Source organism: Exiguobacterium sp. s131, assembly GCF_018617345.1.
Taxonomy (GTDB): Bacteria; Bacillota; Bacilli; order Exiguobacteriales; family Exiguobacteriaceae; genus Exiguobacterium; species Exiguobacterium profundum.
Genome location: NZ_JACSJX010000001.1, coordinates 1,439,400 through 1,454,719, shown reverse-complemented (window position 1 = coordinate 1,454,719; position 15,320 = coordinate 1,439,400). Strand labels below are relative to the sequence as shown.

Here is a 15,320-nt window from a genome sequence, read left to right as displayed (position 1 = left end):
CAGATGCACACGATGACTACATTGTTAAAAAAAATGAACGAGCAAGAAAAGCTCGTCATGTTGACGGCATATGATTATCCGTCAGCCAAACTTGCCGAATCGGCCGGTGTCGATTTGATCTTAGTAGGTGATTCACTTGGGATGGTCGTACTTGGTTATGATTCGACGATTCCGGTGACGATGGAGGACATGCTCCATCATTCGAAAGCGGTACGCCGCGGAGCACAAAATACGTTTGTTGTGGTAGATATGCCGTTTGCGTCATATCACGGAGACTTCGATCGGACGTTACAGGCAGCATCGCGTTTATTCCAAGAAGGCCGTGCGGATGCCATCAAACTAGAAGGGGCCGGTGACGTGCTTCATACGATTGACCGCTTGACACAAGTCGGCATGCCATGTGTCGCCCATCTAGGGTTGACCCCTCAATCGGTTGGCGTCCTAGAAGGATATAAAGTACAAGGGAAGTCCCTAGAGGCTGCCGAGACACTCCTTCAAGATAGCTTGGCTGCGGAACGTGCTGGCGCGAAGATGCTCGTCCTTGAGTGTGTCCCTCACCAATTGGCAAAACGGATCGCAGAAGAATTGACGATTCCTGTCATCGGAATCGGTGCAGGTGCAGATGTTGACGGCCAAGTGCTCGTCTATCATGACGTATTGAAATATGGGGTGGACCGTCTCCCTAAATTTGTCCAAGCGTATGCAGACGTGAATGAATTGGCGACGGATGCTATCCGTTCTTATGTCGAAGAGACGAAGAACGGTCACTTCCCGTTAGAACGTCATACGTTCACAATGGATGAGTCGTTACTCGACTCATTGTATGGAGGAAAAGGATGAAGATTGTATCGACCGTCGAAGAATTACGTAGTGCTTTACCAACGAATCAAACGATTGGCTTCGTGCCGACGATGGGATATTTGCATGAAGGACATATGAGCCTCGTTGAAAACGCACGACGGGAAAATGACGTCGTCGTCATGAGTATTTTTGTCAATCCGACACAGTTCGGACCGAATGAAGACCTCGACCGTTACCCCCGCGACTTTGAACGGGATGAGAAGTTGGCACGTGAAGCGGGAGTCGATGTCTTGTTCTATCCGACGACGGAGACGATGTATCCACTTGACATGGCGCGTGTGACCGTCCGTCACGGGGCGGACGTATTATGTGGGGCGAGTCGTCCCGGTCATTTTGATGGTGTGTTGACAATCGTTTCAAAATTATTTAACCTTGTTCAACCGACACGCGCTTATTTCGGTCTGAAGGATGCTCAACAAGTGGCACTCATCGAAGGATACGTCCGAGATTATTTCGTTCCAGTCGAGATTCGACGCTGCCCGATTATTCGTGAGGAGACAGGACTAGCCAAATCTTCTCGAAACGTCTATTTGTCAGATGTCGAAACGGTAGAGGCGAGTCGGATTTTCAGCGCATTGACGATGGCGCGAGAGGCACTCGATACAGGTCAACAAGTTGATGAAGTAAAACGACAGCTGACTGAACGTTTGAACGAGATTCCGAACAGTCAAATCGATTACGTCGAGCTTGTCGATTACCCGACGCTCGGTGCTGTCTCGAGCGACTCGACCGAACTCTTGTTAGCGGTGGCCATTCAGTTTGAACGGGCCCGATTGATTGATAATGTGATTTGGAAGAAGGGATGAATCCAATGATTCGTACATTTATGCACGCAAAGCTTCATAAAGCAACAGTGACAGAAGCAAACTTACACTACGTCGGTTCGATTACAATCGATGAGGATTTGATGGATGCGGTGGGTATCATGGAGAATGAACATGTACACATTACGAACAACCATAATGGTGCTCGCATCGAAACGTATGTCATCAAAGGGGAACGCGGTTCAGGCGTGATTTGTTTGAACGGAGCGGCAGCACGTCATTTCCAGGTCGGTGATGTTGTCATCATCATGGCTTACGGTCAAATGACAGCGGAAGAGGCAAAAACGCATCGTCCGAAAGTAGCTGTGTTGAACGAACAAAATGAGGTCGATCAACTTCTTTACGAAGAGATTGCTCATACAATTTTGTAAAGGATTCGGGGGTGTCGGCAGAGACATCCCCGTTTTTTCGTTATTCGTTCTATGGTAAGATGAGACAGACAGAAAGCACGAGCGTGCCAAAGATGGGATGGATGTTATGGACACGTATGTGATTGTGGATTTAGAGACTACGGGTCATTCCGTTAAGTCCGGAGATGAATTGATTGAGTTTGCGGCGGTCGTCGTACAAGAGGGTGAAGTGATAGAGCGCTACAGCACCTTGATTCGACCGAGTCGACCAATCCCACCTTTTATTACGCAATTGACAACGATTAGTGACGAAGATGTAAGTGATGCACCTACATTTGAAGATGTGATTCCCGACATTTGGAAAATGCTAGATGGACGGGTGTTTGTCGCGCATAACGTCGCATTTGATTTAACTTTTTTAAATGAGAGTCTTGAACAAGCGGGTTATCTTGCGTTTCAAGGGAGAGCCATTGATACTGTCGAATTGGCCCGCATCTTGTATCCGACTTTAGAGAGCCATGCGTTAGAAGCGTTATCGGATACGTTTGACCTCGTACATACAGACGCACATCGGGCACTCAGTGACGCAGAGGCGACAGCCGAGCTCTTCATCCGGATGCTCGACCGTTTACGCGATTTACCGATGGTGACGCTGAAACGACTTCGAGAGTTATCTGAGTCATGGACGAGTCATATCGAACCGTTACTCGATGAGATGATCCTTGAGGTCGGGATCCGTCCAGACGACGAAACACGTTTTGATATCCACCGCAAAATTGCGTTAAGGCGACCGGTGGATGCCTTCGTCCCGACGACAGAACGTGAACCGTTCGAGCCGTTCCTTTTGCGGACGATCGAAGAGACACTCCCTTCACTGTTTGAGCAGTTTGAACCGAGACAGAGTCAATTCGAAATGATGCGTCACGTCTATAAAGCGTTAGACGATGAGGAAACATTATTAGTCGAGGCGGGTACGGGAACGGGTAAGACGCTTGCGTACTTGATTCCGAGTGCCCACCATGCCCTCGAGACGAAACGCCCGGTCGTCATTAGTACGCATACCATTCAATTGCAAGAACAGTTGTTAAATCGAGACTTACCTGTTCTTCGTCAGATTTTTCCTGAGATCGAATTCACGTTGTTGAAAGGGAGACGCAATTATATCGATTTGCGTAAGTTCGAGATGGTGCTCGACGAATCAAATGACGGTCTTTTGGTATCGATGTGTAAAGCGATGGTACTCGTCTGGCTCACAGAAACCGAGACCGGAGATTTAGAGGAACTCTCATTCCCGGGATCTGCGACACAAGGTCCTGCTTCGTTCAAGCGTTTGATTCAAGCAGATGCTTCTAATGATTTTGGTCGATTCGACCCATGGTATAGCCGTGACTTTTTCACGAAAGCCGTGTTGCGCTCGAAAGAAGCGGACCTGATTGTGACCAATCATGCTTTACTGTTCTCGGATTTACAGCATCAGGCAGGCATTTTACCGACGGACACACCTCTCGTATTAGACGAGGCTCATCAAGTTGAGGAAGTGGCCTCTCATCATTTCGGTGTGACATTTGATGCGATTCAATTTGACCGCCTCTTCAAATGGTTCGGCTACGGAGCAGATGGCAAATTCCATGCTCGCATCATTCAGCTAGCCGATTTGACATCCGTAACCGAAGAAGCGGAGGCATTCAGTCAACAAATTGATTCGGCTCTTGCAAGGGTCGAGGAAGAACTCGAAGATCTTCTGACGTCCCTTCAATCGTTAGGTAAGAAAAAAGAACCTCGACAAACGGTTCGTTTCGAGCGGGAAGGTGCAACGTTTAGACCAATTCGAGAAGTGGCCAATCGACTCGAGGACAAACTGCGGACGTTGCGGACGTCACTCCGACACCTCCATCGACTGCTCGATGAGCGTAAAGAACATATGACGTTCAAACAGCGCGCCCTTCTCGGTGACTTAAAAACGTTGATTGGAGACGTGCGTGAACTCGAGAGTGTCATCTATGAGACGATGTTGACGCGCGACGATGATGCGGTCAGCTGGGTCGAACTGAATTTAGGGAATCGGAAATTGACCTCGGTATACACGCAACCGGTCGAAATCGGACCGCTGTTGCATGAACGTCTGTTTAAGAAGCGACCGACAATCTTAACATCAGCGACGATGACGGTCTCAGGGAAGTTCAGCTTTATGGAACGACGCCTCGGATTAGAAGGAGAACCGGTCCGAAGAGTCGTCTTACCGTCACCATTCAACTTCAAAGACCAGACCAAACTGTTTGTACCGTCGGACTTCCCATTGATCAATGAAGTGCCGCTTCCTCAGTTCGTCGACCAGACGGCCCAGTCGATTGTCCAAATTGCGAACGTGACGAAAGGGAGGATGCTCGTCTTGTTCACATCGAACGAATTGCTTCGACTCACTTACGAACAAGTCAAAGACCATCTTGACACGTCTTATACACTTCTCGCACAGGGTGTGAGCGGCGGCTCGCGTAGCCGCTTGACGAAACAGTTCAAACGGATGGAACAGTCGATTCTCTTTGGGACAGCAAGCTTTTGGGAAGGTGTCGATATTCCAGGGGAGGCGTTGACATGCCTTGTCATTGTAAGACTTCCCTTCGCACCGCCCGACCAGCCGATCATGCAAGCACGTTCTGAGAAAATTGAAGCGATGGGGAAATCACCATTCTTTGAGTTATCCCTGCCCCAAGCGGTCATTCGCTTCAAACAAGGTGTCGGTCGATTGATTCGATCGAAAGGGGATTATGGTGCCGTCTTCGTGTTCGACCGACGTGTGGAGACGACACGTTACGGCAAACAGTTCATCAACAGCTTGCCTAAAGTTGACCGGATTGAAGGAACGCTTGAAACGTCGTTATCCGAGTTAGAGTTGTTCTTAGATGAGAAGGAAAAGTCTGTGGCACGAAATGACAGATAACGCTAGGCATCACGATATTATCGTTTTATAATGATACGTATAGTGTTTTTGGAGGAGGAGTCAATATGAACTCGAATATTGAGACGCTGGCGAGCGTGCGCATCGAACCGACTGCGGACGTCTACAAAATTGTCGACTTATTGAATCGTACCTTAAAGAGTCAGGATTTAATGTTCGGTTTGTCACTTGAGAAGAAAGTGAATGATTCGAAGAAGGAAGAGATGGTCTTCACCATCTATCGTACAGAATGACCAGAAAGGCAAAATGGATCGTCTCATTACTGGCGGCACTGATTGGTGTCGTCCTTGTCTTTAGCGTGATGTATCGATTCACCATCGGTCATACAGAGAATCAAAAAGAAAAGCTCGTCGAAACGGCGATGGTACGATTGACTGAAGAATCTCCAGACGCGAGAGTGGGTCAGGGAGAACTGTTCAATGGGACAGAGGCATATGTCGTCTTCCCAGAAGTAGACGGGAAGTCCATTTGGTTTGTCCCATTGGATAAAAAGCTAGAGATCGAGCAACGAGAAATCGGTGAAGTGGACGCTACTGACGTCTGTTCGAAGTCAGTTGAGGAGACAGGCGGACAACTGGTCAGCTGTAAGGTTGGTTTTGACGAACGGGCACTCATCGAAGTGGTCACGAAAGCGGATGCGTCTTATACGTATTCGTACTATACGCTTCAGACCGGAGAATTTATTCGACGGGTCCAATTGACCGATCAAATGTAATGAATTAGAGGGGGATTATGATGGAACATCTATTAGCGAAACGTGTAAAACAACTCACACCATCGACTACCTTAGCGATTACAGCTAAGGCGAAGGCACTGAAAGCTTCAGGCAAAGATGTCATTGGTCTCGGCGCGGGTGAACCTGATTTCAACACACCAGAACGAATCATCGACGCTGCTTGTCAAGCCGCTCGAGATGGAGACACAAAATACACGCCATCTGGCGGGACAGTCGCGTTGAAAGATGCCATCATTGAAAAGACGAAACGCGATAGTGAATTGTCGTTCGAACGCAACGAGGTGATGGTTGCTTCAGGCGCGAAACATGCCCTATACGCTCTGTTCCAAGCTATTTTAGATGAAGGGGACGAAGTGATTGTCCCAGCCCCATACTGGGTCAGTTACCCGGAACAAATCAAATTGGCGGACGGAGAACCTGTCTTGGTCGACACGAATGAAGAGACGTCATTTAAATTGACGCCGACTCAACTGGAGAATGCAATTACAGCTCGTACAAAGGCCGTCATCTTGAACAGCCCATCTAATCCGACGGGAATGATTTATACGAAAGAGGAGCTACAGGCACTCGCCGATGTCGTTCTTCGACACAATCTTCTCGTCGTTAGCGATGAAATTTATGAAAAATTGATTTACGGTGATGCATCGTTCGTATCGATTGCGACACTTCCGAATATGCGTGAACGAACGATCATCATCAATGGGGTCTCGAAATCTCACGCGATGACAGGTTGGCGAATCGGATATGCCGTTGGTGATGCAAAAATCATCGGCGCGATGACGAATCTGGCCTCACACTCGACATCAAACCCGACATCTGTCGCACAGGCGGCTGCGGTAGAAGCGTACAATGGACCACAAGAAGATGTGGAAATGATGCGTCAATCGTTCGAGGAACGACTTGAAATCGTCTACGACCGTCTCGTCAAAATCCCTGGCATCACTTGTTTGAAGCCACAAGGTGCATTTTACTTATATGCCAATGCGAAGGTCGCGGCCACAGAAAGTGGCTATGACACCGTCGATGCTTGGTGTGAAGCTGTTCTTGAAGAAGCAAACGTGGCACTTGTGCCTGGTTCGGGCTTCGGACAAGACGATTACGTACGATTATCCTATGCAACTGAATTAAAACGCGTATTAGAAGCGCTCGATCGAGTAGAAGAATTCGTTACGGAGCACGCTCGATAAGCGAAAGGATGGAAAAGAATATGACAACTATTTCGATTAACCAATTTAAAGATTATGAAGGCCAATCGGTCCGTGTAGGGGCCTGGATTGCCAATAAACGTTCAAGTGGTAAGATTGCTTTCCTTCAATTACGTGATGGAAGCGGTTTTGCTCAAGCAGTCGTTGTAAAAGCTGACGTGGCGGAAGAGTTATTTACGTTAGCCAAAGGGATTACTCAAGAAACTTCGGTTTGGGTCACAGGGAATGTCAAATCTGATGGCGGACGTACACCACTCGGATTTGAATTGGAAGTGACAGATTTAGAAGTGATTGCGGAATCGATTGATTATCCAATCACACCGAAAGAACACGGAACGGAATTCTTGATGGACAACCGTCACTTATGGCTCCGTTCACGTCGCCAACACGCGATTATGAAAGTTCGTAACGAAATCATTCGTGCGACATATGAATTCTTCAACAAAGAAGGATTTGTCAAAATCGATCCGCCAATCCTTACGAGCAGTGCTCCGGAAGGGACGACAGAATTGTTCGAAACAGATTATTTCGGTCAATCAGCCTACCTTTCTCAGACGGGTCAATTGTATATGGAAGCAGCGGCGATGGCCCTCGGAAAAGTATTCTCGTTCGGTCCAACGTTCCGTGCGGAGAAATCAAAAACACGTCGCCACTTGATTGAGTTCTGGATGATTGAGCCGGAGATGGCATTCGTCGATCATGACATGAACCTTGAGATTCAAGAGCAATACGTCTCATACATTGCACAGGCAGCACTTGCGAACTGTAAAAATGAACTGGAACTGCTTGGACGTGACCTTGAGAAATTGGCACAAGTACAAGCGCCGTTCCCTCGTGTTCGTTACGAAGATGCCATCAAGTTCTTGAAGGCAGAAGGATTCGACGACATCGAATACGGTGATGATTTCGGTGCACCGCACGAGACGGCGATTGCCAACGCACATGATCAGCCGGTATTCATCACGCATTGGCCAAAAGAAATCAAACCGTTCTACATGAAAGTAGACCCTGAGAATCCAGAACTTGTTCTGTGTGCGGACTTGATTGCACCAGAAGGATATGGTGAAATCATCGGGGGATCTCAACGTGAGGACGACTACGATCGTCTAAAAGAAGAGATCATCAAGGAAGGTCTCGACGAAACGGATGCGTATGATTGGTACCTTGAACTTCGTCAATACGGTTCGGTCCCACACTCTGGTTTCGGACTTGGTCTCGAGCGTACGGTCGCATGGATCAGTGGAATCGAGCACATCCGTGAAGCGATTCCGTTCCCACGTCTTTTAAACCGAATTCACCCTTAACGATTAATCGGGGAAGACACCATGTCCTCCCCGATTAATGTGTCTTAGAAAGGAAGTGCGACATGGATGCACATCAATTGATTCAATTATTCGAGCAAAGTCCGGTCGTCATTCCACGAAAGCTGTTCACCGATGCGAGACGCCTCGATTTGTCACCCGTCGAGTTCAGTCTGATCGTCCATCTTCTAGAAATGACTGGAGAAGGCATCGTCATGCCGCTCCCGAGTGAGCTAGGGAAACGATTGAATGTTTCAGAGAATGAGGCGCGCTCAGTGTTACTTGGTCTGTTGCAAAAAGAGTTGATCGCGATTGACGCTTCAAGTGATGGCGAGCGATATAGCCTATTGCCACTTTTCGAAGCGTTACAAGGGGAAGAGAAAGTTGCGCCACAGCAGACACTGAATGAGAATATCATTCATACGTTTGAGAGGGAATTTGGAACGATCACCCCGTTCGAGATTGAACAAATTGTCGGCTGGATGACGGAAGATGGCTTCAGCGAAGAACTCATCATGGCCGCACTTCGTGAAGCGAAACTTCGAAACGTGCGAAACTTCAAATACATGGACAAAATCCTGCGCGTTTGGCAAGACCATCATGTCGAATCGCTCGAGGATGTCGTGGAATATCAACGGAGGAATAAGTGATGTTGACGCGAGCACAATTACAAGAAGTGTCAGATACGATGAAGCAGATGTTCCCAGACGCTCATTGCGAGTTGACGCATCAAAATCCCTTTGAATTGGTCGTCGCGGTCGCGCTCTCCGCACAAGCGACGGATGCGCTCGTCAACAAGGTGACACCAGGATTGTTTGAAGCGTTTCCGACTGTCGAGGCGATGGCTGCGGCTGACGTGTCTGAGATTGAGGCATTGATTAAACGGATTGGTCTGTACCGTAACAAAGCGAAGAATGTAAAAGCACTCTCAGAAAAAATTGTGAACGAGCATGGGGGGATTGTCCCTTCTGACCGAGCATCGTTAGAGGCGCTCCCCGGAGTCGGTCGTAAAACAGCAAACGTCGTCCTTTCTGTTGCATTCCATGAACCGGCGTTTGCGGTTGACACACATGTGGAACGAGTTTCCAAGCGTCTCGGTATTTGTCGCTGGAAAGACAATGTTCGACAAGTCGAGGATACATTAATGAAAAAGTTTCCACGCGAGGAATGGTCACAACTTCATCATCAATTCATCTTCTTCGGACGATATCATTGCAAGGCACAACGCCCAGGCTGTGAGGCATGCCCACTCTTGCATATGTGCCGTGAAGGAAAGAAACGAATGAAGTCACAGAAAGTCACCACATAAAAAACGCATCGACACGCAATGTGTCGATGCGTCAGACTGTAGACAAAGTATAGGTCTAATGTCTTTTATATGCCCAACCCGGGCACGGCTCGCTTTCCTAGGGGCAAGCAGGGAGCCGCATCGCGACTGCGTCACTGCTGGGTCTCCCTTTGCTTGCTATTCCCTCAGGAGTCTCGCCTGCCCGTTCTTGGTCACCTTTTGTCCTTCATCCCATATAATGGTGTGAGAAAAACACACAGGGGCGGATCTGATGATCAACAAGTCGACACCATCCATCCTTCACGGTCTGACGAACGGAACGGATGTTGAACGGCGGGCCGAGGCGGATGATCTCGGGATTGATGACGGGCGGGCTCGGCGTTTACCTTCCCTTTCCCCTGATACATCGATTCGAAGGAAGTATCGAGTTTTTTCTTCGGCCGTCGTGGTCTTAGAAAAAGACAAACGGCCGCCAGATGACGACCGTTTGCTTTGCTCGTCCGACGGCGCCCCGACTCCTACAGGAAAGCAATCCGACGGAGACCCAGCAGCGACCTAGGTCGCGATGCGGCTCCGGGATTGCCTGAGGAAAGCGTGGGCGCCGGACAGGCGAGCGATAAGATTCATGTTAGTCAACAAGCTGACGCATCGACACGAAAGGTGTCGATGCGTTTTTGCTTAATGATTCCAAGGATGGTCGCTCCATTCGCGACGTTTTTTCGTGATTGGCACTTTTTTGAAGCCCCAGTTTCGGAAATCTTGGTCCGGACTTTCTTTACGGATGTAAATTTTGTCCTTAATGGCTTTAAAGATTCGGTTCTCGTCCCCATAATGGACGAACCGTGGTTTCACTTCAATCACGCCACGACGAACGCGAGAAAGTGGCAGACAGACGAGGTCAGCGATTTCTAAGCCAGATTGATACATCGTGTTCTGCTTCTCAGAGAAGATGAAGCCTTTAATTTTTTGACGGCTCTTTTCGACGTCTAAATGAACGGTACCTGAGTTGAAAATATCAAAGAATGCTTTTTGAATCAGTAAGTTCTGATAATCGTCTCGGGATTCCAGGACGACACGGGCACTTACTGCCTCTGTTTCTTCTAAAAACGCATAGAATGACTTCATCAGGTGAGCGAATGCGACGACGTACGGATCTTTTGGCGTCGAATAAAAGTCATGAAGCTTTTGTTTATCGACCTCGACACTGACGATTGTACAGTCGATTCCTCGCAAAAATTCAGGGAGTTTATCCCAAAAGTCGCGCAACATATCAATCGTGATCCCATCTTCTTTTCCGTAAGGATGTTCCGCTTTTAAAATTTCTTTTAAATGAAGTGGGATATGCTCCGTTTTGAACACATCTCGTTTGAACGCCTGAAGACGTCGTTTCAATTCACACGGTAATCCAGTCTCGTCTGCATCGATTGAATACTTATATTCCATCAGCACGCCAGTCAAGTTAAATTGCGTATTTCCCTTCGGTGTGCCTGTTTCGTCGACGAACATGACATACTTCTTTCCACTTTCCATCCAATCCCTCCAAAACAGCTTAACAGTAACGTCTTTAAGCACCCTATTTTATTTCCAAATGATAATTTGGTCAATCTATTGCACAGATATTGCACATTTTTTTTAGAATGACATCAATGAGGTTTATCGGTGTGTCATCTTGGATAAACAGTAGAAGTGCTATTATCATAGAAAAGCAATCGAATCATACATAACGAGAGCTTTTCAATTTGGATACACAATCGCTTACATACTAGTTTAACATACGGGAGTTTGGTACGATATGTGTTGCGGTAATTCCACACGAGTGTCGACCGACAGAAGTCGACAATCAGACCTGAGACGGAAGGAACGAGTGGACCGACCTGTTAATATGTATGTATGGGGTGACGACATTGTTCCATTATCCAAACGGTAAAAAGTCAAACGTGACAAAGACAACAAAGGGGGAAGGAATTTCGAAGCAATCATCGAATTCTCAAACCTATGCGAATCGCGGAATGAACTTGGAGACGCTGTTAAATGAAACGAATGAGTTTTATCGGATTCATCAACGAGCCGTCATCCACAAAAAACCAACCCCTCTCCAAATCGTCAAAGTCGACTATCCGAAGCGAAGTGCCGCCAAAGTAACGGAAGCCTATTTCAAACAGGCATCTACGACCGATTACAACGGTGTTTATCGTGGTAGGTACATTGACTTTGAAGCGAAAGAAACGAATAATAAGACATCGTTTCCGCTCGGCAATTTTCATGACCACCAAATCGCCCACATGCGTGAGTGTGAACGTCATGGAGGGATTTGTTTTGTCATCATCCGCTTTAGTCGCTATAATACGCAATATGTATTGACCACCGAGCAACTTGTTCAGTGGTGGGAACAACGGTTAACGGGGCGCAAATCGATTCCGCTCAGCTTTATCGAAAAGGAAGCGATTGAAGTTCCGACGAGAGCCTTGCCGTCGATTGATTATTTGACGGTGCTCGATCAATGGCTCGATTGAATAGAAGGAGTGAACCATGAATGGAGCGAAGTAGGGTCGCACGTCGACAAGATTCGACGACAAATAAACGCAAAAAAACTGGGAAACAACCAAAGACGAAAAGTAAGAAACCGATGTGGAAACGCATCTTTTTATTAGGTTTCATGTTATTTATTGCTGCGGTAATCGCATTCGGCGCATATACGGTATATGCCATTGCGACGGCACCAGAACTAGATGAAGACAAACTTGTCGATACGTATCCGATTCAGTTGCTTTCGGCTGAAGGAGAACCGCTCGAAGGGGCGGGTCAGATTCGAGAGTATGTCTCCATCGACGACATCTCTGAAGTGATGCAACAAGCGGTTGTGTCCATTGAAGACCGTCGTTTCTATGAGCATAACGGGATTGACTTACGTCGAATCGGCGGAGCCGTCGTTGCCAACTTGACAGAGGGTTTCGGTGCAGAAGGTGGATCGACCATCACTCAACAATTGGTCAAGCAGTCGTTCCTTTCGACAGATAAGAAGTTGAAGCGTAAGCTTCAAGAACAATGGCTCGCACTCAAACTCGAGCGTGAGTATACGAAAGAACAGATTTTAGAGATGTACTTGAACAAAAACTATTACGGTAGTGGAGGATACGGTGTGCAAACCGCATCGAAACGTTACTTCAATAAGCCGGTCTCTGAGGTCAATTATCAAGAGGCCGCGATTCTCGCAGGTCTCCCGCAACGTCCAAGTGCCTACGATCCAATCAATGGTGATCAGGAGTTGACTCGCTACCGTCAAGAGCAAGTCTTGTCTGCAATGAAACGTGACGGACATATTTCTGAGGAACAATACAATGAGGCACTCGATGTTGCCATTGCTGACGTCATCTCACCAGGTGAAGAAACGGAAGAAGAAGCGTTCACACGTGCGATTTACTCTCGTGTATTGAATGAGTTAGAAGAGGACTATGGTCTTGAACAGTCAGATATTTACGGGACTGGTTTGAAAGTTTATACGTCAATCAACAAAGAGTTACACACAAAAATCAACAGTGATATTAAATCGAATAATGTTAATTTACAAACAAGTAGTTTCCCTGAAGATTTACGAATGGGTGCAACCGTCTTGAATACAAAGACCGGTGAAATTGTCGCTATCGTAGACAGTCAACAGGCGAAGCAAGGTGATACCACATATCGTGACTACTCAAATGAGAAGTATCAAATCGGATCGACAGCTAAACCATTTTTCGATTATGGTCCTGGAATTGAAAATGGGCAGTGGTCGACAGGTAAAGTGTTGCTTGACGCTAAATTAGATGGAACATATAGTCCGAATAACTATTATTCAGGTTTCCGTGGACCAAATACGATGCGCCAATACTTGAAAATTTCAGCGAACACGCCAGCAGTTCGTGCATTCCAAGAAGTGCGGGATGAGTATGGACAAGAAGCAATCGAATCGTTCGTTAAAAATGTAGGAATCGAACCTTCATATTCTGGCGATGAACTCAACGAATCTAATGCTTTAGGTACGGCAGAAGCGAGCACGACACAGATGGCTGCAGCTTATGCAACACTTGGTGCGAATGGGATGTATACAAAACCGCACTTGATTCAAAAAATTGAATTCAATGATGGTTCAAGTATTAATTCACCGATTAAAGCCAAGCAAGCGATGGAGGATTATACAGCGTATATGTTGACAGACATGCTTCGTGATGTTGTGAGTGCTGAAGGTGGAACTTATGCACCTGGCGCATTCCCATGGGACGTAGCAGGTAAAACGGGTACGACGAACGAGCCTAACTCTACAAATCCGAAAGATAAATGGTTTACTGGTTATTCTACGGATTACTCGATCTCAGTATGGACAGGAAAAACGAAAGATTCGACAGTCGCTTCGTTCGATCCTGACTATGCCCAATACTATTTCGAATATATGATGCAACAAGTGACAAATGCGACGGGACAACCGGATCGATTCCAACGTCCAGACTCAGTCTTGTCACTTGGTAATGAGCTTTATGTAAAAGGAACAAAACCAAAAGATCTTCAACCTGAGAAGTTGGTTGCTCCGACTGGGGCAAGTGTTAACTACGATGAAGAAGGTCAAACCGGTTCTGTCTCATGGTCATACGATTTCGATGGTGCACAAGCCGATGGTTATACGGATATCACGTTCACGGTGACACAAAAGTCAGCCGATGGAAGTGAGCAAGTCGTCGGAACGACCGGGGAGACGAGTGTGAATATTGCAAACTTGGCCGAAGGAGACACAACGTTTACTATTGTCGCAAATGCGTCGAACCCGTTGACGGGAGAACAGCAATCGGCACCGGCACAAGCGAGCTATTCGATTGAACCGAAAGAGGAACCGACGGAAGAAGAGGAAAACCCTACTGATGAGGGGAATTCCGAAGATGAACCATCAGACGAAAATAACGGGAACGGGAATGATAACGGGAACGGGAATGGTAACGGAGACGGAAACGGCGAAGATACCACCGACGAACAAACTCCTGATGAACCGGCTACGGATGAAGGTTCTGGCGAAGGTACAGACGAACCAACTGACGGAGATGATTCAGGAACTCCGTTAGAGGGACAATCCAATGGTGAATCGTCAGACACGAATCGTGGAAACAATAATTCAAACAATGGGAATAACTAAGGAGAGCAGGGCGACATTGTGCGCCCTGTTTTTCGTTTGACTTTGTTATAATGAAAAGAAAGGGAACAGGATGGTGACACATGGTTCAACTCTCTTTAAAACGCAAGATGAAAGTATTACTTGTCATGGATCGACTGCAAGACGATGATTTCGGCGTGCCTCTCGGTGGACATCTCGGGTTAAAGCTTTCACATGTGCTCTTAAAAGAGTCCATACCGTTTGGGCGTCTCATCCAGGACCAAACCGTCGCCGAAGCAATCGGACATGCTTACTTGAAACGAATCGGAGTCGAGACCATGTTCACGGGCGAAGAATCCTATTATAAAGAACTTCTTCGTGGCAACCGTCAACTCATCTCAACAAACGAAGATTATTATAAAACGGTGCAACGCTACGTCAAACATCTTTTAGCGGTTCATTCGAAATGTACGAAACTACATACCATCGTCTTGTTCGGACGGTCGACGCAACGTCTGTTTTCAGATGCGCTCTTCCGTCTCGAAGAAGAAAATGAGCATGTCGCTGCTACATTTAAAGACATGGCCATCTTTCAGATGCCCGCTGTATCGAGAGTGGTACGAGATGAACGGATTCATAAAATCCGACAAGTCGTAGCGGACCTTGCACCTTCGAATGCGTAA

General features: G+C 47.1%; 15 protein-coding genes. 14 read left to right on the top strand and 1 reads right to left on the bottom strand.

Features of this window, described 5'->3' with window-relative positions; genetic code table 11:
• Positions 1-3 precede the first annotated feature (3 nt).
• The 11 genes from panB to KNO69_RS07490 all read left to right on the top strand — a co-directional run bounded on the left by panB (position 4) and on the right by KNO69_RS07490 (position 10,080).
• Positions 4-840, top strand: coding sequence for a 3-methyl-2-oxobutanoate hydroxymethyltransferase (panB, locus tag KNO69_RS07540; protein ID WP_214817186.1), 837 nt, complete (start codon positions 4-6; stop codon positions 838-840).
• Positions 837-1,667 carry a pantoate--beta-alanine ligase gene (panC, locus tag KNO69_RS07535; RefSeq protein ID WP_214817183.1) on the top strand — a complete coding sequence of 277 codons (831 nt, stop codon included), beginning with the start codon at positions 837-839 and terminating at the stop codon, positions 1,665-1,667. Before panB ends, panC begins: the two co-directional genes overlap by 4 nt.
• 5 nt (positions 1,668-1,672) lie before the next feature.
• Positions 1,673-2,056 (top strand): aspartate 1-decarboxylase, encoded by a 384-nt coding sequence (gene panD, locus KNO69_RS07530; RefSeq protein WP_015881490.1) that lies wholly within the window; start codon positions 1,673-1,675, stop codon positions 2,054-2,056.
• Positions 2,057-2,162: 106 nt separating this feature from the next.
• Entirely contained in the window at positions 2,163-4,973 is a 2,811-nt protein-coding gene (gene dinG, locus KNO69_RS07525; RefSeq protein ID WP_214817180.1) for an ATP-dependent DNA helicase DinG, read from the top strand.
• Positions 4,974-5,038: 65 nt separating this feature from the next.
• Complete coding sequence (locus tag KNO69_RS07520) at positions 5,039-5,224, top strand: YpmA family protein (RefSeq protein WP_214817177.1); 186 nt, start codon at positions 5,039-5,041, stop codon at positions 5,222-5,224.
• Positions 5,221-5,706: a hypothetical protein gene (locus KNO69_RS07515; RefSeq protein ID WP_074037168.1), complete on the top strand. Its 486-nt coding sequence runs from the start codon at positions 5,221-5,223 to the stop codon at positions 5,704-5,706. The genes KNO69_RS07520 and KNO69_RS07515 overlap by 4 nt, the downstream gene beginning before the upstream one ends.
• A gap of 20 nt (positions 5,707-5,726) precedes the next feature.
• Entirely contained in the window at positions 5,727-6,914 is a 1,188-nt protein-coding gene (locus KNO69_RS07510; protein WP_214817174.1) for a pyridoxal phosphate-dependent aminotransferase, read from the top strand.
• Positions 6,915-6,934: 20 nt separating this feature from the next.
• The gene (gene asnS / locus KNO69_RS07505) at positions 6,935-8,236 is read left to right on the top strand and encodes an asparagine--tRNA ligase (RefSeq protein WP_159562147.1); all 1,302 of its coding nucleotides are present in this window, start codon (positions 6,935-6,937) and stop codon (positions 8,234-8,236) included.
• A gap of 62 nt (positions 8,237-8,298) precedes the next feature.
• Positions 8,299-8,883, top strand: a complete 585-nt coding sequence (locus KNO69_RS07500) for a DnaD domain-containing protein (RefSeq protein ID WP_015881496.1) — start codon at positions 8,299-8,301, stop codon at positions 8,881-8,883.
• Positions 8,883-9,542: an endonuclease III gene (nth, locus tag KNO69_RS07495; RefSeq protein ID WP_074037165.1), complete on the top strand. Its 660-nt coding sequence runs from the start codon at positions 8,883-8,885 to the stop codon at positions 9,540-9,542. The genes KNO69_RS07500 and nth overlap by 1 nt, the downstream gene beginning before the upstream one ends.
• 250 nt (positions 9,543-9,792) lie before the next feature.
• The gene (locus tag KNO69_RS07490) at positions 9,793-10,080 is read left to right on the top strand and encodes a hypothetical protein (protein ID WP_214817167.1); all 288 of its coding nucleotides are present in this window, start codon (positions 9,793-9,795) and stop codon (positions 10,078-10,080) included.
• 119 nt (positions 10,081-10,199) lie between these two features.
• Here KNO69_RS07490 and KNO69_RS07485 read toward each other — a convergent pair whose 3' ends face one another.
• Positions 10,200-11,051 carry a DUF3800 domain-containing protein gene (locus KNO69_RS07485; protein ID WP_035387865.1) on the bottom strand — a complete coding sequence of 284 codons (852 nt, stop codon included), beginning with the start codon at positions 11,049-11,051 and terminating at the stop codon, positions 10,200-10,202.
• Between the two features lie 356 nt (positions 11,052-11,407).
• Between KNO69_RS07485 and recU the strand changes: the two genes are divergently transcribed.
• The 3 genes from recU (at position 11,408) to KNO69_RS07470 (ending at position 15,320) form a co-directional block, all read left to right on the top strand.
• The gene (recU, locus tag KNO69_RS07480) at positions 11,408-12,034 is read left to right on the top strand and encodes a Holliday junction resolvase RecU (protein WP_214817164.1); all 627 of its coding nucleotides are present in this window, start codon (positions 11,408-11,410) and stop codon (positions 12,032-12,034) included.
• Between the two features lie 20 nt (positions 12,035-12,054).
• Positions 12,055-14,679 (top strand): transglycosylase domain-containing protein, encoded by a 2,625-nt coding sequence (locus KNO69_RS07475; protein ID WP_214817161.1) that lies wholly within the window; start codon positions 12,055-12,057, stop codon positions 14,677-14,679.
• An 80-nt stretch (positions 14,680-14,759) separates the two neighbouring features.
• Positions 14,760-15,320 (top strand): hypothetical protein, encoded by a 561-nt coding sequence (locus KNO69_RS07470; protein ID WP_214817159.1) that lies wholly within the window; start codon positions 14,760-14,762, stop codon positions 15,318-15,320.